Raw genomic sequence first — 17163 nt, forward strand, 5'->3', positions numbered from 1 at the left:
TGAAATCGGAAAAAGTTGCTGTGTTGGCGGGCATGGCTCAGACCCCGACCAGATAGGCGAGCAGCGCCAGCAGGGCCAGCCCCAACCCGTAGCGGGTGAGCTTGTGGGTGCGCACGAATTGGGTACGGGCCATGGCGTTTTCGATGATGCCAGCCAATAAAAAGGCCACCAGCAGCTTGCAGGCGAGGATCAGCGCCGCACCGATGAGTGCAGGCAGACTCCAGTTGGCTGCTTTGCCGAAGGGCAGGAAAATCACCAGAAAGAGCTGCACCACCACCAGTTGCTTGAGGCCGATGGAGAGCTTGAGCAGGGCCAGCCCCGCACCGGAATACTCGGTGAGCGGCCCCTCCTGCAACTCCTGCTCGGCCTCGGCGCAGTCAAAGGGCAGCTTGCCCATCTCGACAAACACCGCGAAGGCGCAGGCGGCGCCCGCCAGCAGGGTCGCGATAGGTGCAGCCAGCGGCTGGGTCGCCACATAGCGGCTGATGTTGCCGAGATCCGAGCTGCCCACCATCATCGCCATGATGAAGCAGGCGAGCACCAGAATGGGCTCTACCAGAATGCCGAGGGTCAGTTCGCGGCGGGCACCAATCCCTGCAAACATGCTGCCGCTGTCGAGCCCCGCCAGCGAAAAGAAGAAGCGGAAGATGGCGAACAGATAGATGTCGGTGATGAGATCCCCGGCGATGGGGAAGGGGGACTCGTGAGTCAGGGTCGGCAGCGCCATCCCTACCAGCAAGAGAGCTGCGATCAGCAGTGCAGGCATCAGGTTGAAGATGATGCCGGCAGGCTCCGGGGTTACCTCCTGACGGCGCAGGAGCTTGGCGATATCACGGTAATCCTGCAGCAGGCCCGGCCCCTGACGGGAGTGCATCTTGGCTCGTAGCACCCGGTTGAAACCGGTGGCGAGCGGGGCCAGCGCCAGCATGGCGATGGCCTGGGTCAGGGCGAGGGCAACCATGCCCCAGCTCGGCATTTCAAGAACAGGCATATCAGACTCCTACAGCCATCAGGATAAAGAGCGCCAGCACCACGCCATGGAGGATCCAGCCAGTGTTGCCGGGGGCATCGCTCACCCCGTGCAGGGCGCTGGCCAGATCGAGCTGCGGTTGCTTGCGATAGAGCGGCGCGCAGAGCTGGCGCAAGGTGTGGGTGACACCGCCTGAGGTGAGGCTCATGCGCTCCTCATAGGCGTAACCACAGGCCCACGGGGTGCCAGCGTGACGACGACCCAGCTTGGGCCCCTTGAAGATGGCCAATACCAGCAGTGGTATGAGGAACAGCCCCAGCAGGGTGATGGCAATAACGGGCGGGGAGAGGATCGCCTGGCTGCTATCGAGCGGCAGCAGGGTCGCGCCGGTGGCGACACTCATCTGGCTGTTGACCAAGGCTTGGCCATAGCTGGCGATATGGGGGGCAATCCAGGGGGCGCCCAGACCCAGCACCAGACAGACGGCGGCCAGCAGCAGGGTGCCTGCCACCATGGCGCCCGGTACTTCGCGGGCGTGGCTCGCTTTTTCGCTGCGCGGTGCGCCGCAGAAGCAGATGCCATACACCTTGACGAAGCACATCACCGCCATGGCGCCGGTTACCGCCAGCATCACTACCGCGAGCGGCGCAACGACGGAGGTGCCGAGCTTGGTCATGGACAGCAGCGCCTGATAGATAAACCACTCGCTGACAAAGCCGTTCAGCGGCGGCAGCGCCGAGATGGCCATGGCACCGATGAGGAACGCCAGCGCGGTCCAGGGCATCAGTTTGGCGAGGCCACCCATCTTGTCCATGTCGCGGGTGTGCAGGCGGAACATCACAGAGCCGGTGCCCATAAAGAGCAGGCTCTTGAAGATGGCGTGGTTGAGCAGGTGATAGAGGGCGCCGAGCAGCCCCAGCACCACCAGTGCCGGTTGCTGATTGGCGATGCCGATCATGCCGATGCCCATCCCCATCAGGATGATGCCGATGTTCTCCACCGTGTGGTAGGCGAGCAGCCGCTTGAGATCGTGCTCGGCCAGCGCAAACAGCACCCCGAGCACCGCCGAGCAGGCACCGAAGATCAGCACCATGTAGCCCCACCAGAGCTGGCTGGCGCCGAGAAAATCGATGCTGACCCGCAAGATGCCAAACAGCCCCAGCTTGACCATCACGCCGGACATCAGCGCCGAGATATGGGACGGCGCGACGGGCTCGGCCACCGGCAGCCAGCCGTGCAGCGGCACGAAACCGGCGCGCAGGCCAAAGCCGCAGAAGCTGAGCAGGAACACCAGAGAGGCCAGGGCGCCCGCCAGATGGTGCTCGCGCAGTGCGGCGAACTCCAGCGAGCCGCTTTCACGGCAGAGCAGCCAGAAGGCGACCAGTACCAGCGCCATGCCGATATGGTTCATCACCAAGTAGAGACGGCTCTGTTTGGCTGCTTCCGGGTTGGTTTTGACCAGCCAGTAGGTAGTGAGGGTCACCAGCTCGTAGCAGAGCAGAAAGCCCAGTGCATTGTCGGCCAGCACCATGCCCACCATGGCGAACAGGAAGAGGTTCATCAAGGCGCCGATGGTGACATCGCCCTTGCCCTGATACTCGCGAATATAGGCAAAGGAGTAGAGGGAGACGGCAACGCCCACCAGGGTGATCACCAGCAGCATCAGCGCGGAGAGCATATCCAGATGCACCGAGCCCAGCAGCCAGAGCTGGCCGTCGACGGGGGTGCCTTGAGCAAAGATCTGGATGGCGGCGACCAGACCCGCGAGCGAGCCCAGCAGGGCAAAGCCGCTGTTGAGACGGTTGGCCAGTGCGGGCAGCTTTTGCAGCAGCAGACCGGCGGCAGCGCCCAGCAAAAAGAGCAGGAGCGTGGCCATAACAAGGGGGGACAACATCAGCACGCTCCCTCTGTGGTGGATAAATCGGACGCAGGGATCGCCGTGGCAGGCGCCGAGAAGGCTGAGGCCCCTTGCGGGTTGGTGTCGGCCGCTTGCTGGCGACGGATACGGGCGGCGCGTTCGGTGTCGCTGTCATTGACCAGCTTCAGTGCCTGGGAGGGGCAGGCTCCGACACAGGCCGGGCCATCGGCGCGAAACTCGCACAGGTCGCACTTGACCGCGATGCTGCGCACCCCCGGCTCCCAGCTCAGCAGATCCTCGCCAAAGCAGCGCAGGCCGGCAGAGGTTGAGGGGTTGCTGGAGCGGATGGAGCAGGGGATATAGGTGTCGTAACTGGTGGCCACGGCCACCGGACGGCTGCCGCCGCTCTGGATAGCGCCAAAGGGGCAGGCCACGGCGCAGAGATTGCAGCCGATGCAGAGCGACTCATTGAGTTGCACGCAATCGCCGGTCTGGCGAATTGCCTCGACCGGGCACACCTTGCTGCAGGGGGCATCGTCACAGTGACGGCACTGAACCGGCATGGTCGCCTGCTCGTGTCGCATAACGGTTAAACGGGGGGCTTGCTGCAAACCTTGCGCCTTGTGTACCTCGCTGCAGGCCGCCATACAGGTGCCACAGCCGATACAAAGCTTGGGGTCAGCGATAACGAAGCGGTTCATAGCCTACCTTGTCGTGTCGCGAACGGAGAAAGTAGGGGCAGGTTGGCAAGATACGGGCCAGAATGGTTCTTACAGATAAATTGGTTTTAAGTGGCTGTTTTTAAATGAATAAAAATATTCATGTAGTTGAGTAAACGCGCTAATGTGGCTGTCGAACTGTGACGTTCGTCACTTGTGACGAAGCCATCGGGAGGGTTCGTCACCTTGGAAAACGCAGCATGAGTAGGATGCAAAGAACGCAGTGAATTGCACCGCTATCAAAATATGTTCGCGGTGCACGGCGCTGCGCTTGTTGCACCCTACGGTTGTTGTGAGAGGGGAAATGAGCTGGTTCGATTTTCCGTGGTTTGCCCCCTTCTCCCCTTGCGGGAGAAGGGTTGGGGATGAGGGGACCAGTCATTGGAGTTAACGGAAACAAGAGAGGGAGGCCAATGCCTCCCTCTCTATTTGCTGAGGTTTTCTATGCCTTTAAGAGGCCATCAAGCCGATATCAGATATCCACCTGCGAACCCAGCTCGATAACCCGGTTGGGCGGGATCTCGAACTGATCCGGGGCGCGCAGGGCGTTGCGCTGCAGCAGCATAAAGAGCTTGCCGCGCAGATAGAGATACCAGGGGCGGTCTTTCATGATGAGCGACTCGTGGGCCATAAAGAACGAGGTCTCCATCATCCGGCAGCTCAGCCCCTCGGCGTTGCAGCGGTGGAAGATCTCCTCCACGTTCGGGGTCTCGCGCCAGCCGTAGCTCGCCACCACCCGCCAGAAGGTGGGGGAGAGCTGCTCGATGCAGACCCGGCGCACATTGTGGACGTAAGGCACATCCTCCACCCGCAGGGTGAGCAGGATGATCCGCTCGTGCAGCACCTTATTGTGCTTGAGGTTATGGAGCAGCGCATGGGGGATCACATTGACCACCCGCGACATATAGACAGCAGTACCGGCCACCCGGGTCGGCGGAGATTTTTCCAGCGAGGCGATCATCGGCTCAAGGGAGTTGCCGTGCTCGTTCAGGCGGCGAATAAGCTGGAAACGCTCGCTCTTCCAGCTGGTCATCACGGTGAACATCACCGCGCCCAGGGTGAGCGGCAGCCAACCACCGGAGAAGATCTTGGCGAGGTTGGCGGCAAACAGCGGCACGTCGATACAGAGCAGCGCGGCAAACAGGATGGCCACCAGATACTTGTTCCAGTGCCAGCTGTTCTTGGCCACCGAGCAGGAGAGGATGGAGGTAAGCACCATGGTGCCGGTCACCGCGATGCCGTAGGCCGCCGCCAGATTGCTGGAGTGCTCGAAGCTCATGATGACGATCACCACCGAGATATAGAGCATCCAGTTGATGACCGGAATATAGATCTGGCCGGACTCCTGCTCGGAGGTGTGAACGATGCGAATGGGTGAGAGATAACCGAGGCGCACCGCCTGACGGGTCAGCGAAAAGACCCCGGAGATGACGGCCTGTGAGGCGATCACCGTCGCCATGGTTGCCAAGAGCAGCAGCGGCAGCAGCGCCCATTTCGGCGCGAGCAGGAAGAAGGGGTTGGCAATGGCGGCGGGGTTACTCAGCAGCAGCGCACCCTGACCGAAGTAGTTGAGTACCAGGGAGGGCAGCACCACGATAAACCAGGCGAGGCGAATTGGATTTTTGCCAAAGTGGCCCATATCCGCGTAGAGCGCCTCCACCCCTGTGATGGCCAGCACCACGGCACCGAGGGCAAAGAAGGAGGTGGTCTGGTACTGGATAAAGAAGCGCACCGCCCAGATGGGGTTGAGCGCACCCAGCACCTCGGGGTTGTGGAGGATGCCGCGCAGCCCCAGCACCGCCAGCGTCATAAACCAGATCAGCATGATGGGGGCAAACAGCTTGCCCACCATGGCGGTGCCATGTTTCTGGATGGCAAACAGCAGGGTCAGCACCAGCACCGAAAGGGTGACGATATAGGGGGCGAGGGCGGGGGTGAGAATGCTCAGGCCCTCGATGGCCGACATCACCGACATCGCCGGGGTGATCACCACCTCGCCATAGAAGAAGCTGCCGCCAATCAGGCCGAGGATGATCAGCAGCGGCGTCCAGCGGGGGGAGGCGTTGCGGGTCGCCAGCGACATCAGGGTGAGAATGCCCCCTTCACCGGCGTTATCTGCCCGCATCACAAAGGAGAGGTACTTGACCGACACCACCAGGGTCAGCAGCCAGAAGATCAGCGAGAGAAAACCGAGAATGGAGGCCGGCTCGACGCCGAACCCGAATTGACCTGACAGGCACTCGCGCAAGGTATAGAGCGGGCTGGTGCCGATATCGCCATAGACCACGCCAATCGCCGCCAGCATAACGCCGGACATGGCTTGTTGTTTATCACAGTTCATGAGTTCATCTTGTCAGTTTGATGTTTACACGTTTGCCAACGCACAGTTGCCCGACCTACCAGGAAAATCGTGATATTTAATCGGGAGGGAATTAATGGATTGCGATGGGAAAGGGCGCTAACCGAATAGTGATCTGCTTGCCATGGAACACAGTCTGTTCATCTGTCATTAAGCTTATAATGACACACACTCTGCGGGACTATGCTCAGTTATAAATAATCAAAAGTTCAATTTGAGTAAGGGAATTAATTATCCGGCGATTGAAATATATGTGGTAAAGTGAGTAACCGATTGTTTTATCTGTGGATCTTTTTGGTCGTTATTTTCTACTGGGGCGATGATAGAGTCTTTATTTGATATGTGAGAGGGTCTGGATAACGGGAACGTAAAGTGGCTGCCATAACGTTAGCCACGATCAAGTAAAACGAGAGAGGACATAAACGTAGAATTGCACCACTCATTAAAAGCGTAAGAGAAGAGGTGCAATGCGTTGCACTTATTGCACCCTACGGAAATTACTTATTTTTATTGGGTCTTAATTGTACAAAATCCAAGTCTACTTTTGAATAAACAGTATAAACTATTTTAAATGCTTTTATAGCTTGTAGTAGATTGTTTAGAAAGATCAAATAGTGTTCTGATTGTCCTGAGTCATAGTTTATAACCCCTGTCTTTACATCATATTGGGCACTAAAGTGACCTATGTCATTTCGCATTTGTCGGCTGACAGATTGAAATAGAGAATGTATCTCAGGGCACTCTTCTAGTAAGTTTAATCGCTTATATGAAGTCATTGATTTTAATTTTATTATACTTATGCCCGGAGTGGAAAAATTATGGATTGAACCTCTGTTGGCTAAGTTCAGTATTAATATCATATAGATTGAAGTTTTTGATATAAGTTCGAATATATCCACATATAAGCTTTTAACAGTATCAAAATCGGAACGATAGAGTCTACATCTATACATATCTTGTTTAAAATCATCAGAAGCAAACTCATAAATAAATCCAGCTATATAAGACTCTCATGTACAGGACCTTAAGCATTGAGCCCCTTTAAAACGCCCTCCAAGGTCCTGTTCTGTATCGATTTTCTCTGCTTGGTTCGGCAAGCGTTCTTGGCCAAATAATCAGCTGCCCATTCCAATCGTTCCCTTATTTCTGTCAGCGCTCTATGGGCCACTGCTTCCAATAGCGGCAACCACCATGTCGTACTGTTCTTTGACGCTTTCAACATCGATAGCTTCCCTGTCATCACACTCTGCGCGACCCGTCTTTTCATCACCAGCGACAGCAAACTCGTCCACACCAATCCCTCGGCGATGGCTTTCTCCCCCGTCACAAACCCCTTGAGCCGGTTGTGCGATTTCCACTCTTTAAATAACAACTCCACCTGCCAACGGCAGCGATACAGGCTCATCACCTGCTCTGCTGACCATGCCGCTCGCGGCAGGTTGGTCATCCACAAGCAGAACCGCTTTTCCTCGGCAAACCAGCGTCGGATCAAGCGGTACTCGACCTTGCCGGACTTCACCACCATATCCAGCACCTCGGCCCGACAGCGCCGCCGTCCTGCCTCTTTCAGTGACAGTCCCGCCAGTTTTGGCACTTCCCGTCCATCACCGCGCCAGGCCTGGATTATCTTGGGGTTCAGGCTTTGCGTTCCTCGCACCAGATAAAATCCGCCAGCGTCGTTCACCTGCTCAAACCAGGCCCTGTCAATGTAACCCGCGTCAGCCAGCAGCAGGCAGTTGGCCAGCTTGTGGGCCTCAGGGAGAAATTGCCGCTCCCCTGCGGTATCGGCAGACACACTCATGCACAGTGGGCTCTGCTCCGACAGAGACATGGTCATATGGCACTCGATAGCCGCCGGACTGATGGTCTTGAACCGGCCGGGAAAGTCAGCCGCCAGACGCCGGTGCACCGCGAAGGAGGTGCCATCGTGCAATAACACCTGCTTGAACGCGCCGAGGGAGGCCGCTTTGAGTTGATGGTCGATACGCAAGGCGATGGCCCGTTCGACCAAGGCTTTCATAAACAGGGCAAAGCTCTCTTTGCGCAGCTGATTGTGAAACGGTTTGTAGGAAACCTGATGCGCGTTCACCAGTTGCAACGCATTGAAATGACGGTGTAAACCGGCAATGTCATTGACCTGGTCTCCCCCCATGGCCCGCAGCAGTGCAGGGACGAGCATGGCAGGGGTAATGGCGCGCTGACGCAGACAAAACTTGCAGAGCCGAGCAATGCGCTCGAGTGCAGCGGGAGCCAGGAGTTGCTCCAGATAGTGATTAGCATTAATAATGGTCATAGGCTTCGCGCGTGTTGATTTTGTTTGGCGATAAAATCAGATCACAAACGAAGCCTTTTTTATATCTATTTCAATTGGTTGCCGCTAAAGATCCTGTACATGATAAGACTCTATGTTTTTAAAAATGCGCCTGTGAATGTTAAAGAGTTTTCTTCGATTTATCAAATATTGATGTTCTTGATGAAAGTCACAGAGTAGTGAGTAATAGCTGTTCGCATGAGTTGCAATACATTCATTCAATGCTTGGTAGTATTCATCATATAAATTGGCTCTCTTTTCTATTCCTAAGAGATTAAAAAACAATATGGATACATGTGAATAGGCTTCATTTATCAACAATTGTTCGCTAATTGATGGGATATCATCTGTGATTTTTATTTTTGATTTGTATAATAGTTTGCGGACTTTTTCCCAGTTAAAATCCTCTATTGCAGATAAAATGCTTAAGTGCTCATGTAGAATATGCTTTTTAATCCATGAGAAAAACATTATGACTCTTATATAGAGTTGAGCACAATCAAAATCTTTTTTGAAAAAATATAGTCTTGGTGAACCACCTTCCGTCAGCGGTTTGTTGTGAACATCAAGGAAAACTGGGTAGTATGATGATAAGGTGATAACATTAGAGTCCATATCTTTCAGGTGAACCTCTTTCGGTTCAATTTCTTTACACTCGTCAGATTGTATTAATACATAATGTTTTTTATTTTTTACCACTAATGTTGTATCAAGTTGACAATTTGGGCAAGAATAAAGATACTCATCATTTCCTGTTTCTGGTTGGTCGATTCTAAGCCATACAATATACGAACATGAGCTGCACTGAACTAAGCATCTATTAATCATAAATTAAATTCCAAAACGTAATTTTATAAAAAACAGTCTCTATTTATAATTCAATGCTAGGTTTTATCTCTAGTGTTATTTATTAATATTTCCGCTAGATACCAGCCTCCGGTTTGCTACTTTTAATATGTTCTGTTTTATCACTTATCTGCATGGAAACGCTCCCTCAACGGAGCTGGTTGCCAAGTGGCACATAGTAACCGGACATGTGAAAAACTGAAGGGGCAGGGGCCTAAAACCGGCTCCGGCTCAACAAATTCATCAAGGTAAGGAGATTTATTGCTCGGTTTGACTTGATGCTGATGGGCTGGCGAGATAGTAAAACCCAACAATCAGCCGCCCCGCCATCCTCTCTGATGGCGCCATTTATCTCCCTATACTCCGTTGGGGCAGGGGTTGGTCAGCCGGTGTCGAGCTCGTCACTTTTGTCGTGTCGATCACAGTTCTGCGGGTTGGTCGTCATCGTCACCAGTCCAAAAATTTCACTTCCTAATTCTGTTTACCCCTTTATTTTCAGTTGCTTGCGAATTTTATTTCGCTCACTTCCGTTTTTGGTCTGATAAATGCTTTGTGGGTGAGCCGGCTGCGTCGTCGCTGTGCGAGTGTAGGCCCCTCGGGGTGATGGCACTCGGGCACGTCGGGCGATGCCAGTGCGGCAGTAACGAACCATTTAGGATCCCTCTCTATGAACAGCTTCGTGATTGCAGATCCCAGTCTCTGTATTGGGTGTCGTACCTGTGAGGTGGCCTGCGCCGTTTCACACCAGTCAGGGTCTTGCAGCGGGACCCTTGAGCGGGAGGGCGGCCTGCATCTTGCCATCGAGGATGGACATCTGGTCTCCAAGGACAGCTACTTTCAGCCGCGTCTGAAGGTGATCGTGGGCAGCAAGGTGACCACGCCGGTGCTCTGCCGCCAGTGTGAAGACAAGCCGTGCGCCATGGCCTGCCCCAACAATGCCATCGTCAGCGAGGATGGCTGCGTCAAGGTGCATCAGGAGCGCTGCATTGGCTGCAAATCCTGTGTGGTGGCCTGTCCTTACGGCGCCATGGCGGTGGTGGTGAAAGAGGCGGCCCCTGCGGCTGATTCGCTGTTCAAGCGGCCGCAGACCAAGGCACAAGCCTTGAAGTGCGATCTCTGCCGTCACCGTGAGTCGGGCCCGGCCTGTGTCGAGGTCTGCCCGACCCAGGCGCTGCGCTTGGTGACTCCTGAGTCGCTCGGCGATCTGAATCGCCAGAAGCAGCTGGCCAGTGCCGAGGCGATGGCGGTCTGTCAGCGCCAGCCGGTCTCTGCATAAGGCCATGGGGATGGCGTGCGCCGGACGGCCCTTGCTGGCCCGGGGCGCCGTCTCTCTGCGGTGTCTTGTGCAAGATTTTTTTACCGTTAACTGCGTTTTTCCGTTAACAAACAAGAGTGTGAGTCATGAAAAAAGTCATTACCGTCTGCCCCTATTGCGGCACCGGTTGCAAAATCAACCTGCTGGTTGAAAACGACAAGGTGGTGGGTGCCGAAGGCGCCAACGGCCGGACCAACGAGGGGCAGCTCTGCCTCAAGGGCTATTACGGTTGGGATTTCCTCAACGACACCAACTTGCTGACCCCCCGTCTCAAGAGCCCGATGATCCGCCGCGAGCGCGGTGGCAAGCTCGAGTCTGTCTCCTGGGATGAGGCGATCGACTTTGCCAGCAGCCGTCTGGCTGCCATCAAGGCGAAATATGGTGCCGACGCTATCATGACCACCGGCTCGGCCCGTGGCCCGGGTAACGAAGCCAACTATGTGATGCAGAAATTTGCCCGCGCAGTGCTGGGGACGAACAACGTCGACCACTGCGCGAGGGTGTGACACGCACCCTCAGTCTCCGGTCTGGAGACAACTGTAGGCAACGGCGCCATGAGCAACGCCATTCCCGAAATTCAAGAGACCAAGTGCCTGCTGGTGTTTGGTTACAACGCTGCTGACTCTCACCCCATCGTGGCCCGCCATATCCTCAAGGCGAAGGCAAACGGGGCCAAGGTGATTGTGTGTGATCCCCGTATGGTGGAGACCGCCCGCATCGCCGATCAGTGGCTGCCGCTCAAAAACGGCTCCAACATGGCGCTGGTTAACGCCTTCGCCAACGTGTTGATCAGTGAAGGGCTCTACAACAAGGAGTTCGTCGCCAACTACACCGAAGGGTTCGACACCTTCAAGGCGACGGTCGCCAAGTACACCCCGGAATATGTCGAGGGGATCACTGGCCTCAAGGCCGCCGATATCCGCGCCGCCATTCGCACCTATGCCGCGTCGCCTGCGTCCATGATCCTGTGGGGCATGGGGGTGACTCAATACGGTCAGGCGGTGGATGTGGTCAAGGGGCTCGCGGGTCTGGCGCTGCTGACCGGTAACTTCGGTCGTCGTGGCACTGGCTGCGGGCCGGTGCGCGGGCAGAACAACGTGCAGGGCACCTGCGATATGGGGATGCTGCCGCACCAGTTCCCGGGTTATCAGTCGGTGAGCGACCCCGAGATCAGTGCCAAGTTCGCCAAGGCGTGGGGCGTGCCGTCTCTTTCCCAGAAACCCGGCTACCGGTTGACGGAGCTTGGCCACAAGGTGGAGGAGGGCAAGTGCAAGGCGTTCTACATCTTCGGTGAAGATCCGGCGCAGACCGAGGCCGACCTGGCCCAGTTCCGCCGCACCCTGGGCGGCATGGATCTGGTGATCGTGCAGGATATCTTTATGACCCAGACCGCCGAGATGGCGGATGTGATCCTGCCCGCCACCAGTTGGGGCGAGCACGAGGGGGTTTACAGCTCGGCGGATCGCGGCTTCCAGCGCTTCTACAAGGCGGTCACTCCCCCCGAGAATGTGAAACCGGACTGGGCAATCTTCTCGCTGATGGCCACCGCCATGGGGTATCCCATGGAGTACCACAACACCGAAGAGATCTGGGACGAGATGCGCGCCCTTTGCCCGCTCTATACCGGGGTCAGCTACGACAAGATGGCCGATCTCAAGAGCGTGCAGTGGCCGTGTCCGACCGAGGATCACCCGGGCACCAGCACATTGTTCGAGGGGAATGTGTTCACCACCCCGAGCGGCAAGGGTCAGCTGATCGCCTCCGAGTGGCGGGCGCCGCTGGAGCAGCCTTGTGCGGAGTATCCGCTGGTGCTCTCCACTGTGCGCGAGGTGGGGCACTACTCCTGCCGCTCCATGACTGGCAACTGCTCGGCGCTGCAAACCCTGGCCGATGAGCCGGGCTATGTGCAGATCCACCCGAGTGATGCGCAGAAGCTCGGGGTGAAGGATCAGGCGCTGGTGTGGATCTCGTCGCGGCGCGGCAAGGTGATCACTCGGGCCAACTACAACGAGCGGGTCAACGCCGGGGTGGTCTACATGACCTACCAGTGGTGGATCGGGGCCTGTAACGAGTTGACCATCGAGCACCTTGATCCGGTCTCCTACACCCCTGAGTACAAGTACTGTGCGGTGAAGATTGAGCGTATTGAAGGTCAGGCTGAGGCGGAAGTGTACGTCCAGACTGAATACAGCGCGCTCAAGGCGAAATTGCGCAGCGCCGCCAAAGGGTAATCGTCGTTAATAAAGTGGATCCAGGCTCTGTTTACAGGGCCCGGATCCCCTCATCCTTTTTTCAGCTGGCAGGTGTCCACCATGAACCGTGAATTAACGATCTCGTTCGGGATTTTTTATGTTTCAGCCTATTTGTTGGCAATGTTATTGGGGATGGGGTGTTACCTCTGGTACGACGAATTGATATTTCTGCTGGGCTTTGGCTTCTTCGGCTGTTTTATCGCCGCGCGCATCGCCATGGGCGCCGTGCTGGCGGCCCTGAGCGTGCAGTTGGCCTGGCTTGTGGCCTTCCTCTCCACCACGCTGGTGAATACGTTGCTGCTGGGCCTCTCCGCTTTGGTGGTCTATTTGACCCATCAGGCGGTGTCGGTAGACATATCACAGAATATCAGCTGGTTATTGGTGGCGTTTCAGTTGCTATCGGCGGGCTTTATTTTCGGTGGACTCAAGCTCCATCCGGGCAATATTGGAAAATCCATTTTCGAACAAATCGGTAGTAAGGAGTCAAATATATGAAACGTATTGAAGAGCAAGCGCAGCTGCTGGATCAGGAGTATCAGGGCATCGCCCTGCTGTTTGACCAGTTTTGCCAGCGGGCGGGCACCCTCGCCAAGCAATACAAGTTTTTCAACTGGCCCGATTACGAGGATACTCCGCCACTGTGCCGGGCGTTCACCCTGTTAGGGGAAACGCGCGAGCTCAGACTCTCTTGTCAGCCAGGTGAGCGGGGAGAACTTAACGGTATCCTCCAGATCGTCGATGAAGCCGGGCAGGTTCAGGCCAGCCAGGTGTATCGGGCCGATGGCCGTTTGCCGCAGGAAACCGGCCGGTTTCTCGATAATCCGCCCGAGCTGCTACTCAAATTGATGCTCGATGCCGTCTGGCAGCCCGGCCTTGTCGAGGGGCAACCGCTCATCGCCAATGAGTGCCGCTGACACAATCAACGCGATGATGCCGATATGCGCCTGTTGCAGGGATGACACGGGATCTCGTGAGCCAGAGGCGCTGTCATCGGGTTCGGGAGACTCAATACCTGAATTCGGACGAAGGGTGGCGCATGCATGTCGGAATATCAGAGGGTTGGCTTGGTGCGGGCTTGCGATAACGCGTGACAACTCATGACAAAAGGGGGCTGAAAAACGACAGCCCACTGGCGATAACGGATCGGCGCTGAGTGGATCGGCGAATATAGGTGTGGCAGGGATCGGCCTGGAGTAATGAGTCCCGTGTGTGCCCCCATGGTTGTATTGAAAATAGGGCTACCTTATGATCCAACGCTCAGTGCGATACCATTTAATGAGTATTGATTTTTATGATTAAACGTTAATGGACTACGTTTTTTTATTGTGACATCTGACGGAGCTCCCCGTCCTTGCTGATGTCTTGCCTGCATAGCGGTAACGTGAGGCCAGAATGCTAAATGTGAGTGCCATTCCTCTGGACGAAATCTCCCCCATCTGGGACGACGGTTTTCTTTCTCTGTCCAAAACCCTGCTGTCGGCAGTCACCCTCGACGACTTTATAAAAAAACTCAACAAGATCGATGCCTGTTTTGGCGGCGTGACCCGGGTCAACCTGATCCTCAACATGGGTGCGGACGAGGAGGCCATCGTCTATTTCATGGGCGCGATCGGCCCAAAGCATCTGGTCTGCCCCAAGGCAGAGCTGCACGTCTCCCCCCGTCCTACCAAGGAAACCCCGGAACAGGCCATCATTCTCGCTGCCGCCCGCTTTGAGAATCGCTGCCCGGCCCTGGAGCGCGAAGGGATCTACGCGGGGCTGCGCTCCTACTGCCAGCTCCCCATCACCACCGCTCGCAGCCACCTTGGCGGGGTCGAGTTTATCAACACCCGGCTCGACAGCTTCACCATGGAGACCCTGGCCAAGCTGACCCAGCTGGCGGCTATCATCGCCATTGCGCTGGAGAACGTGCTCGACAAGGAGCGCACCCTGGAGCAGGCCAACTCCCTGCGCCTTGAGCGCGACAGCTGCAAAATTCTGGTGGATGTGACCAATGCGGTGATCAAACTGGTGCGTATCGCCGAGCTGCCCAGGAGCCTGTTTGCCATCCTGCAGCACCACTTCGGTATCAGCAGCTTGTGTCTGGCGGAGTACAACGCCACCTCCGACAGCTTCAAGAGCTATCTGGTCAATCAGCACCAGAGCGATCAGCCGGGCATCATCGATCACTCCTGTTTCGAGAAGAAGTGTCTGCAGGGGGCCCTTGGTCACAGCGAGCCGTTTTTCGTCTATCGCGAGCACGGTAACGGCTGCAGCAATCGTTGCCGCTTTACCTCCCAGATCCTGCCGCCCGAGGCGGACAGCTCCTGCGTTTTGCCGCTGCGCTATCGGGGCAACCTGCTGGGGGTGTTGATCCTCTCGCACCCCCATGCCGACTTCTTTGCCGATATCGATATCTCCTTGCTGGAGCAGGTGGCGGCGCGCACGGCGATTGCCATGAACAATGTGCAGGCGCAGCAGGAGATCACCAACACCAACGGCGCCAAAGAGAAGACCATTCGCATCAACGAGCCGCAGATGCAGGGGGAGTTCCCCCACATCATTTATCAGAGCTCGGTGATGGAGAGCGTGCTGGAGAAGGTGCGGCTGGTGGCCGAGAGTGACAGTACCGTGCTGATCCTCGGCGAGACCGGCACCGGCAAGGAGCTGATCGCCCAGGCCATTCACGCCCTGAGTGCCCGCCACGACCACGAGATGGTGAAGGTGAACTGCGCCGCCATCCCCACCGGCCTTATCGAGAGCGATCTGTTCGGCCACGAGAAGGGGGCCTTTACCGGCGCCCTGACCCAGCGCATCGGCCGTTTCGAGCGGGCCCACAAGGGCACCCTGTTCCTCGACGAAGTGGGGGACATGCCGCTGGATCTGCAGCCGAAACTGCTGCGGGTATTGCAGGAGCACGAGCTGGAGCGGGTCGGCAACAGCAACCCCATCGCAGTGGATGTGCGGCTGGTGGCCGCCACCAACTGCGATCTGCTCTCCATGGTCAAGAACAAGCGCTTTCGCAGCGACCTCTACTACCGGCTCAATGTCTTTCCCATCGAGCTGCCGCCGCTGCGGGAGCGGCGCGAGGATATCCCGCTCTTGGTCAATTTCTTTATCAAGAAGATCGCCAAGCGGATGCGCCGCACCATCACCTCGATCCCCGCCGATGCCATGAAGATGCTGGTGTCACTGCCGTGGTTCGGCAATATTCGCGAGCTGGAGAACGTCATCGAGCGCGCCGTGGTGATGACCCGCGGCCATGTGCTCAACCTCTCGCCCGATGAGCTGATGCCCCTCAAGGGCTACCACAAGATTGAGACGCTGGTGTATGACGAGCCCGCTTCTCCGCTGTTTGTCGAGGAGGCACCGACCGATGAGCGCGAGGCGATCATCGCCGCCCTGCGCGACTGCAACGGCATCGTCGCTGGCGAGCGGGGGGCGGCCAACCGCCTCGGCATGAAGCGCACCACGCTACTCTCCAAGATGAAGCGGCTCGGCATCTCGGCCAGAGATCCCGAGATCATTGACGGGGTCGCTCCATGAGAGAGCTACTTGAGCTTGAGGCGCGGAGCGAGCAAAAACAGAACGAGCAGTGCGAGCAGAGAGAACAAAGAGAGCAGAGCGAACTGGCCCGCTGTGCCATCCATCGCGAGGTGGTGCACTACCGCGCCGATACCTTGACCTGCGACAGCGAGATGGAACTCCCCTCCGAGACGCCAGTGGCGCTGGTCTACAACGGTATCGCCCACAGCGTGATGATGTGCTCGGCCTCCGATCTGGAGGATTTCGCCATAGGCTTTTCGCTCTCGGAGGGGATCATCGACAGCCTGCTCGATATCCACGACATCGAGCAGGTTGACGGCTGTCAGGGGATTGAGCTGCATATCACTCTGGCCAATCGCTGCGTCCATCGCCTCAAAGAGAAGCGGCGCACGATGGCGGGGCGCACCGGTTGCGGCATCTGCGGCAGCGAGAGTCTGGAGCAAGTGATCCGCACCCAGCCAGTGCTGCCCGACAGCCAGCGTCTGGACGTGGGCCATATCGACAAGGTATTGAGCGCGCTGCGCCCGCTCCAGCTATTGGGTCAGCGCACCGGCGCCACCCATGCCGCGGTGCATCTGGATAGTGCGGGCAATATTCTCGCCATTCGCGAAGATGTGGGGCGGCATATCGCGCTGGACAAGCTGGTGGGCCATCTGTGCCGCACTGGCCGCCGTGACGGCGCCATTCTGGTGACCAGCCGCGCCAGCTTCGAGATGGTGCAAAAGTGCGCCAGCGCCGGGGTGGAGATCCTGCTCGCCATCTCTGCCGCCACCGAGCTTGCGGTCGAGCGGGCCGAGCAGACCGGGCTAACGCTGGTGGGTTTTTGCCGCCCCGGGCGGGCCGAGATCTACAGTGGCTGCCAACGCATTCTGCTTAAGTGACAGCAAGAGTGAGAGTCCGCTAAACGGCTCATAAAAACAGGCAATGAAAAGGCTATGTCCCAATTACGTGTTGCATGGGGCGCCCCAGCGCCTCATGCAAACACGCTTTGATATTCACGCCCCTCCC

The 17163-nt window shown here is 57.0% G+C and carries 12 protein-coding genes; 6 read left to right on the forward strand and 6 right to left on the reverse strand.

Features of this window, described 5'->3' with window-relative positions; genetic code table 11:
• Nucleotides 1–37: 37 nt before the first annotated feature.
• The 6 genes from BSP75_RS21155 to BSP75_RS21750 form a co-directional block, all read right to left on the reverse strand.
• Nucleotides 38–991 carry an NADH-quinone oxidoreductase subunit H gene (locus BSP75_RS21155; protein ID WP_075114563.1) on the reverse strand — a complete coding sequence of 318 codons (954 nt, stop codon included), beginning with the start codon at nt 989–991 and terminating at the stop codon, nt 38–40.
• 1 nt (nt 992) lies between these two features.
• A complete protein-coding gene (gene hyfB / locus BSP75_RS21160) occupies nt 993–2864 on the reverse strand; it encodes a hydrogenase 4 subunit B (protein WP_075114564.1) in 1872 nt (623 codons plus the stop codon).
• Nucleotides 2864–3529 carry a 4Fe-4S dicluster domain-containing protein gene (locus BSP75_RS21165; protein WP_075114565.1) on the reverse strand — a complete coding sequence of 222 codons (666 nt, stop codon included), beginning with the start codon at nt 3527–3529 and terminating at the stop codon, nt 2864–2866. The genes hyfB and BSP75_RS21165 overlap by 1 nt, the downstream gene beginning before the upstream one ends.
• Nucleotides 3530–4019: 490 nt before the next feature.
• Nucleotides 4020–5888 carry a low affinity potassium transporter Kup gene (kup, locus tag BSP75_RS21170; protein ID WP_075114566.1) on the reverse strand — a complete coding sequence of 623 codons (1869 nt, stop codon included), beginning with the start codon at nt 5886–5888 and terminating at the stop codon, nt 4020–4022.
• 1042 nt (nt 5889–6930) lie between these two features.
• Entirely contained in the window at nt 6931–8199 is a 1269-nt protein-coding gene (locus BSP75_RS21175; RefSeq protein WP_075114567.1) for an IS4-like element ISAeme3 family transposase, read from the reverse strand.
• Nucleotides 8200–8283: 84 nt separating this feature from the next.
• Nucleotides 8284–9045: a hypothetical protein gene (locus BSP75_RS21750; protein WP_148140792.1), complete on the reverse strand. Its 762-nt coding sequence runs from the start codon at nt 9043–9045 to the stop codon at nt 8284–8286.
• 685 nt (nt 9046–9730) lie between these two features.
• Here BSP75_RS21750 and BSP75_RS21180 point away from each other — a divergent pair.
• The 6 genes from BSP75_RS21180 (at nt 9731) to fdhD (ending at nt 17036) form a co-directional block, all read left to right on the forward strand.
• On the forward strand, nt 9731–10339 hold the full coding sequence (locus tag BSP75_RS21180) for a 4Fe-4S dicluster domain-containing protein (RefSeq protein ID WP_075114568.1): 609 nt from the start codon (nt 9731–9733) through the stop codon (nt 10337–10339).
• A 125-nt stretch (nt 10340–10464) separates the two neighbouring features.
• On the forward strand, nt 10465–12609 hold the full coding sequence (gene fdhF / locus BSP75_RS21190; RefSeq protein ID WP_083617292.1) for a formate dehydrogenase subunit alpha: 2145 nt from the start codon (nt 10465–10467) through the stop codon (nt 12607–12609).
• An 81-nt stretch (nt 12610–12690) separates the two neighbouring features.
• Nucleotides 12691–13125 (forward strand): hypothetical protein, encoded by a 435-nt coding sequence (locus BSP75_RS21195; RefSeq protein WP_075114570.1) that lies wholly within the window; start codon nt 12691–12693, stop codon nt 13123–13125.
• Nucleotides 13122–13544 carry a hypothetical protein gene (locus BSP75_RS21200; protein ID WP_075114571.1) on the forward strand — a complete coding sequence of 141 codons (423 nt, stop codon included), beginning with the start codon at nt 13122–13124 and terminating at the stop codon, nt 13542–13544. The genes BSP75_RS21195 and BSP75_RS21200 overlap by 4 nt, the downstream gene beginning before the upstream one ends.
• A gap of 478 nt (nt 13545–14022) precedes the next feature.
• Entirely contained in the window at nt 14023–16155 is a 2133-nt protein-coding gene (locus BSP75_RS21205; protein WP_075114572.1) for a sigma 54-interacting transcriptional regulator, read from the forward strand.
• The gene (gene fdhD / locus BSP75_RS21210) at nt 16152–17036 is read left to right on the forward strand and encodes a formate dehydrogenase accessory sulfurtransferase FdhD (RefSeq protein WP_253186666.1); all 885 of its coding nucleotides are present in this window, start codon (nt 16152–16154) and stop codon (nt 17034–17036) included. The genes BSP75_RS21205 and fdhD overlap by 4 nt, the downstream gene beginning before the upstream one ends.
• The last annotated feature ends 127 nt before the right edge of the window (nt 17037–17163 follow it).

The organism is Aeromonas sp. YN13HZO-058 (assembly GCF_001921245.1).
Taxonomy (GTDB): Bacteria; Pseudomonadota; Gammaproteobacteria; order Enterobacterales; family Aeromonadaceae; genus Aeromonas; species Aeromonas allosaccharophila.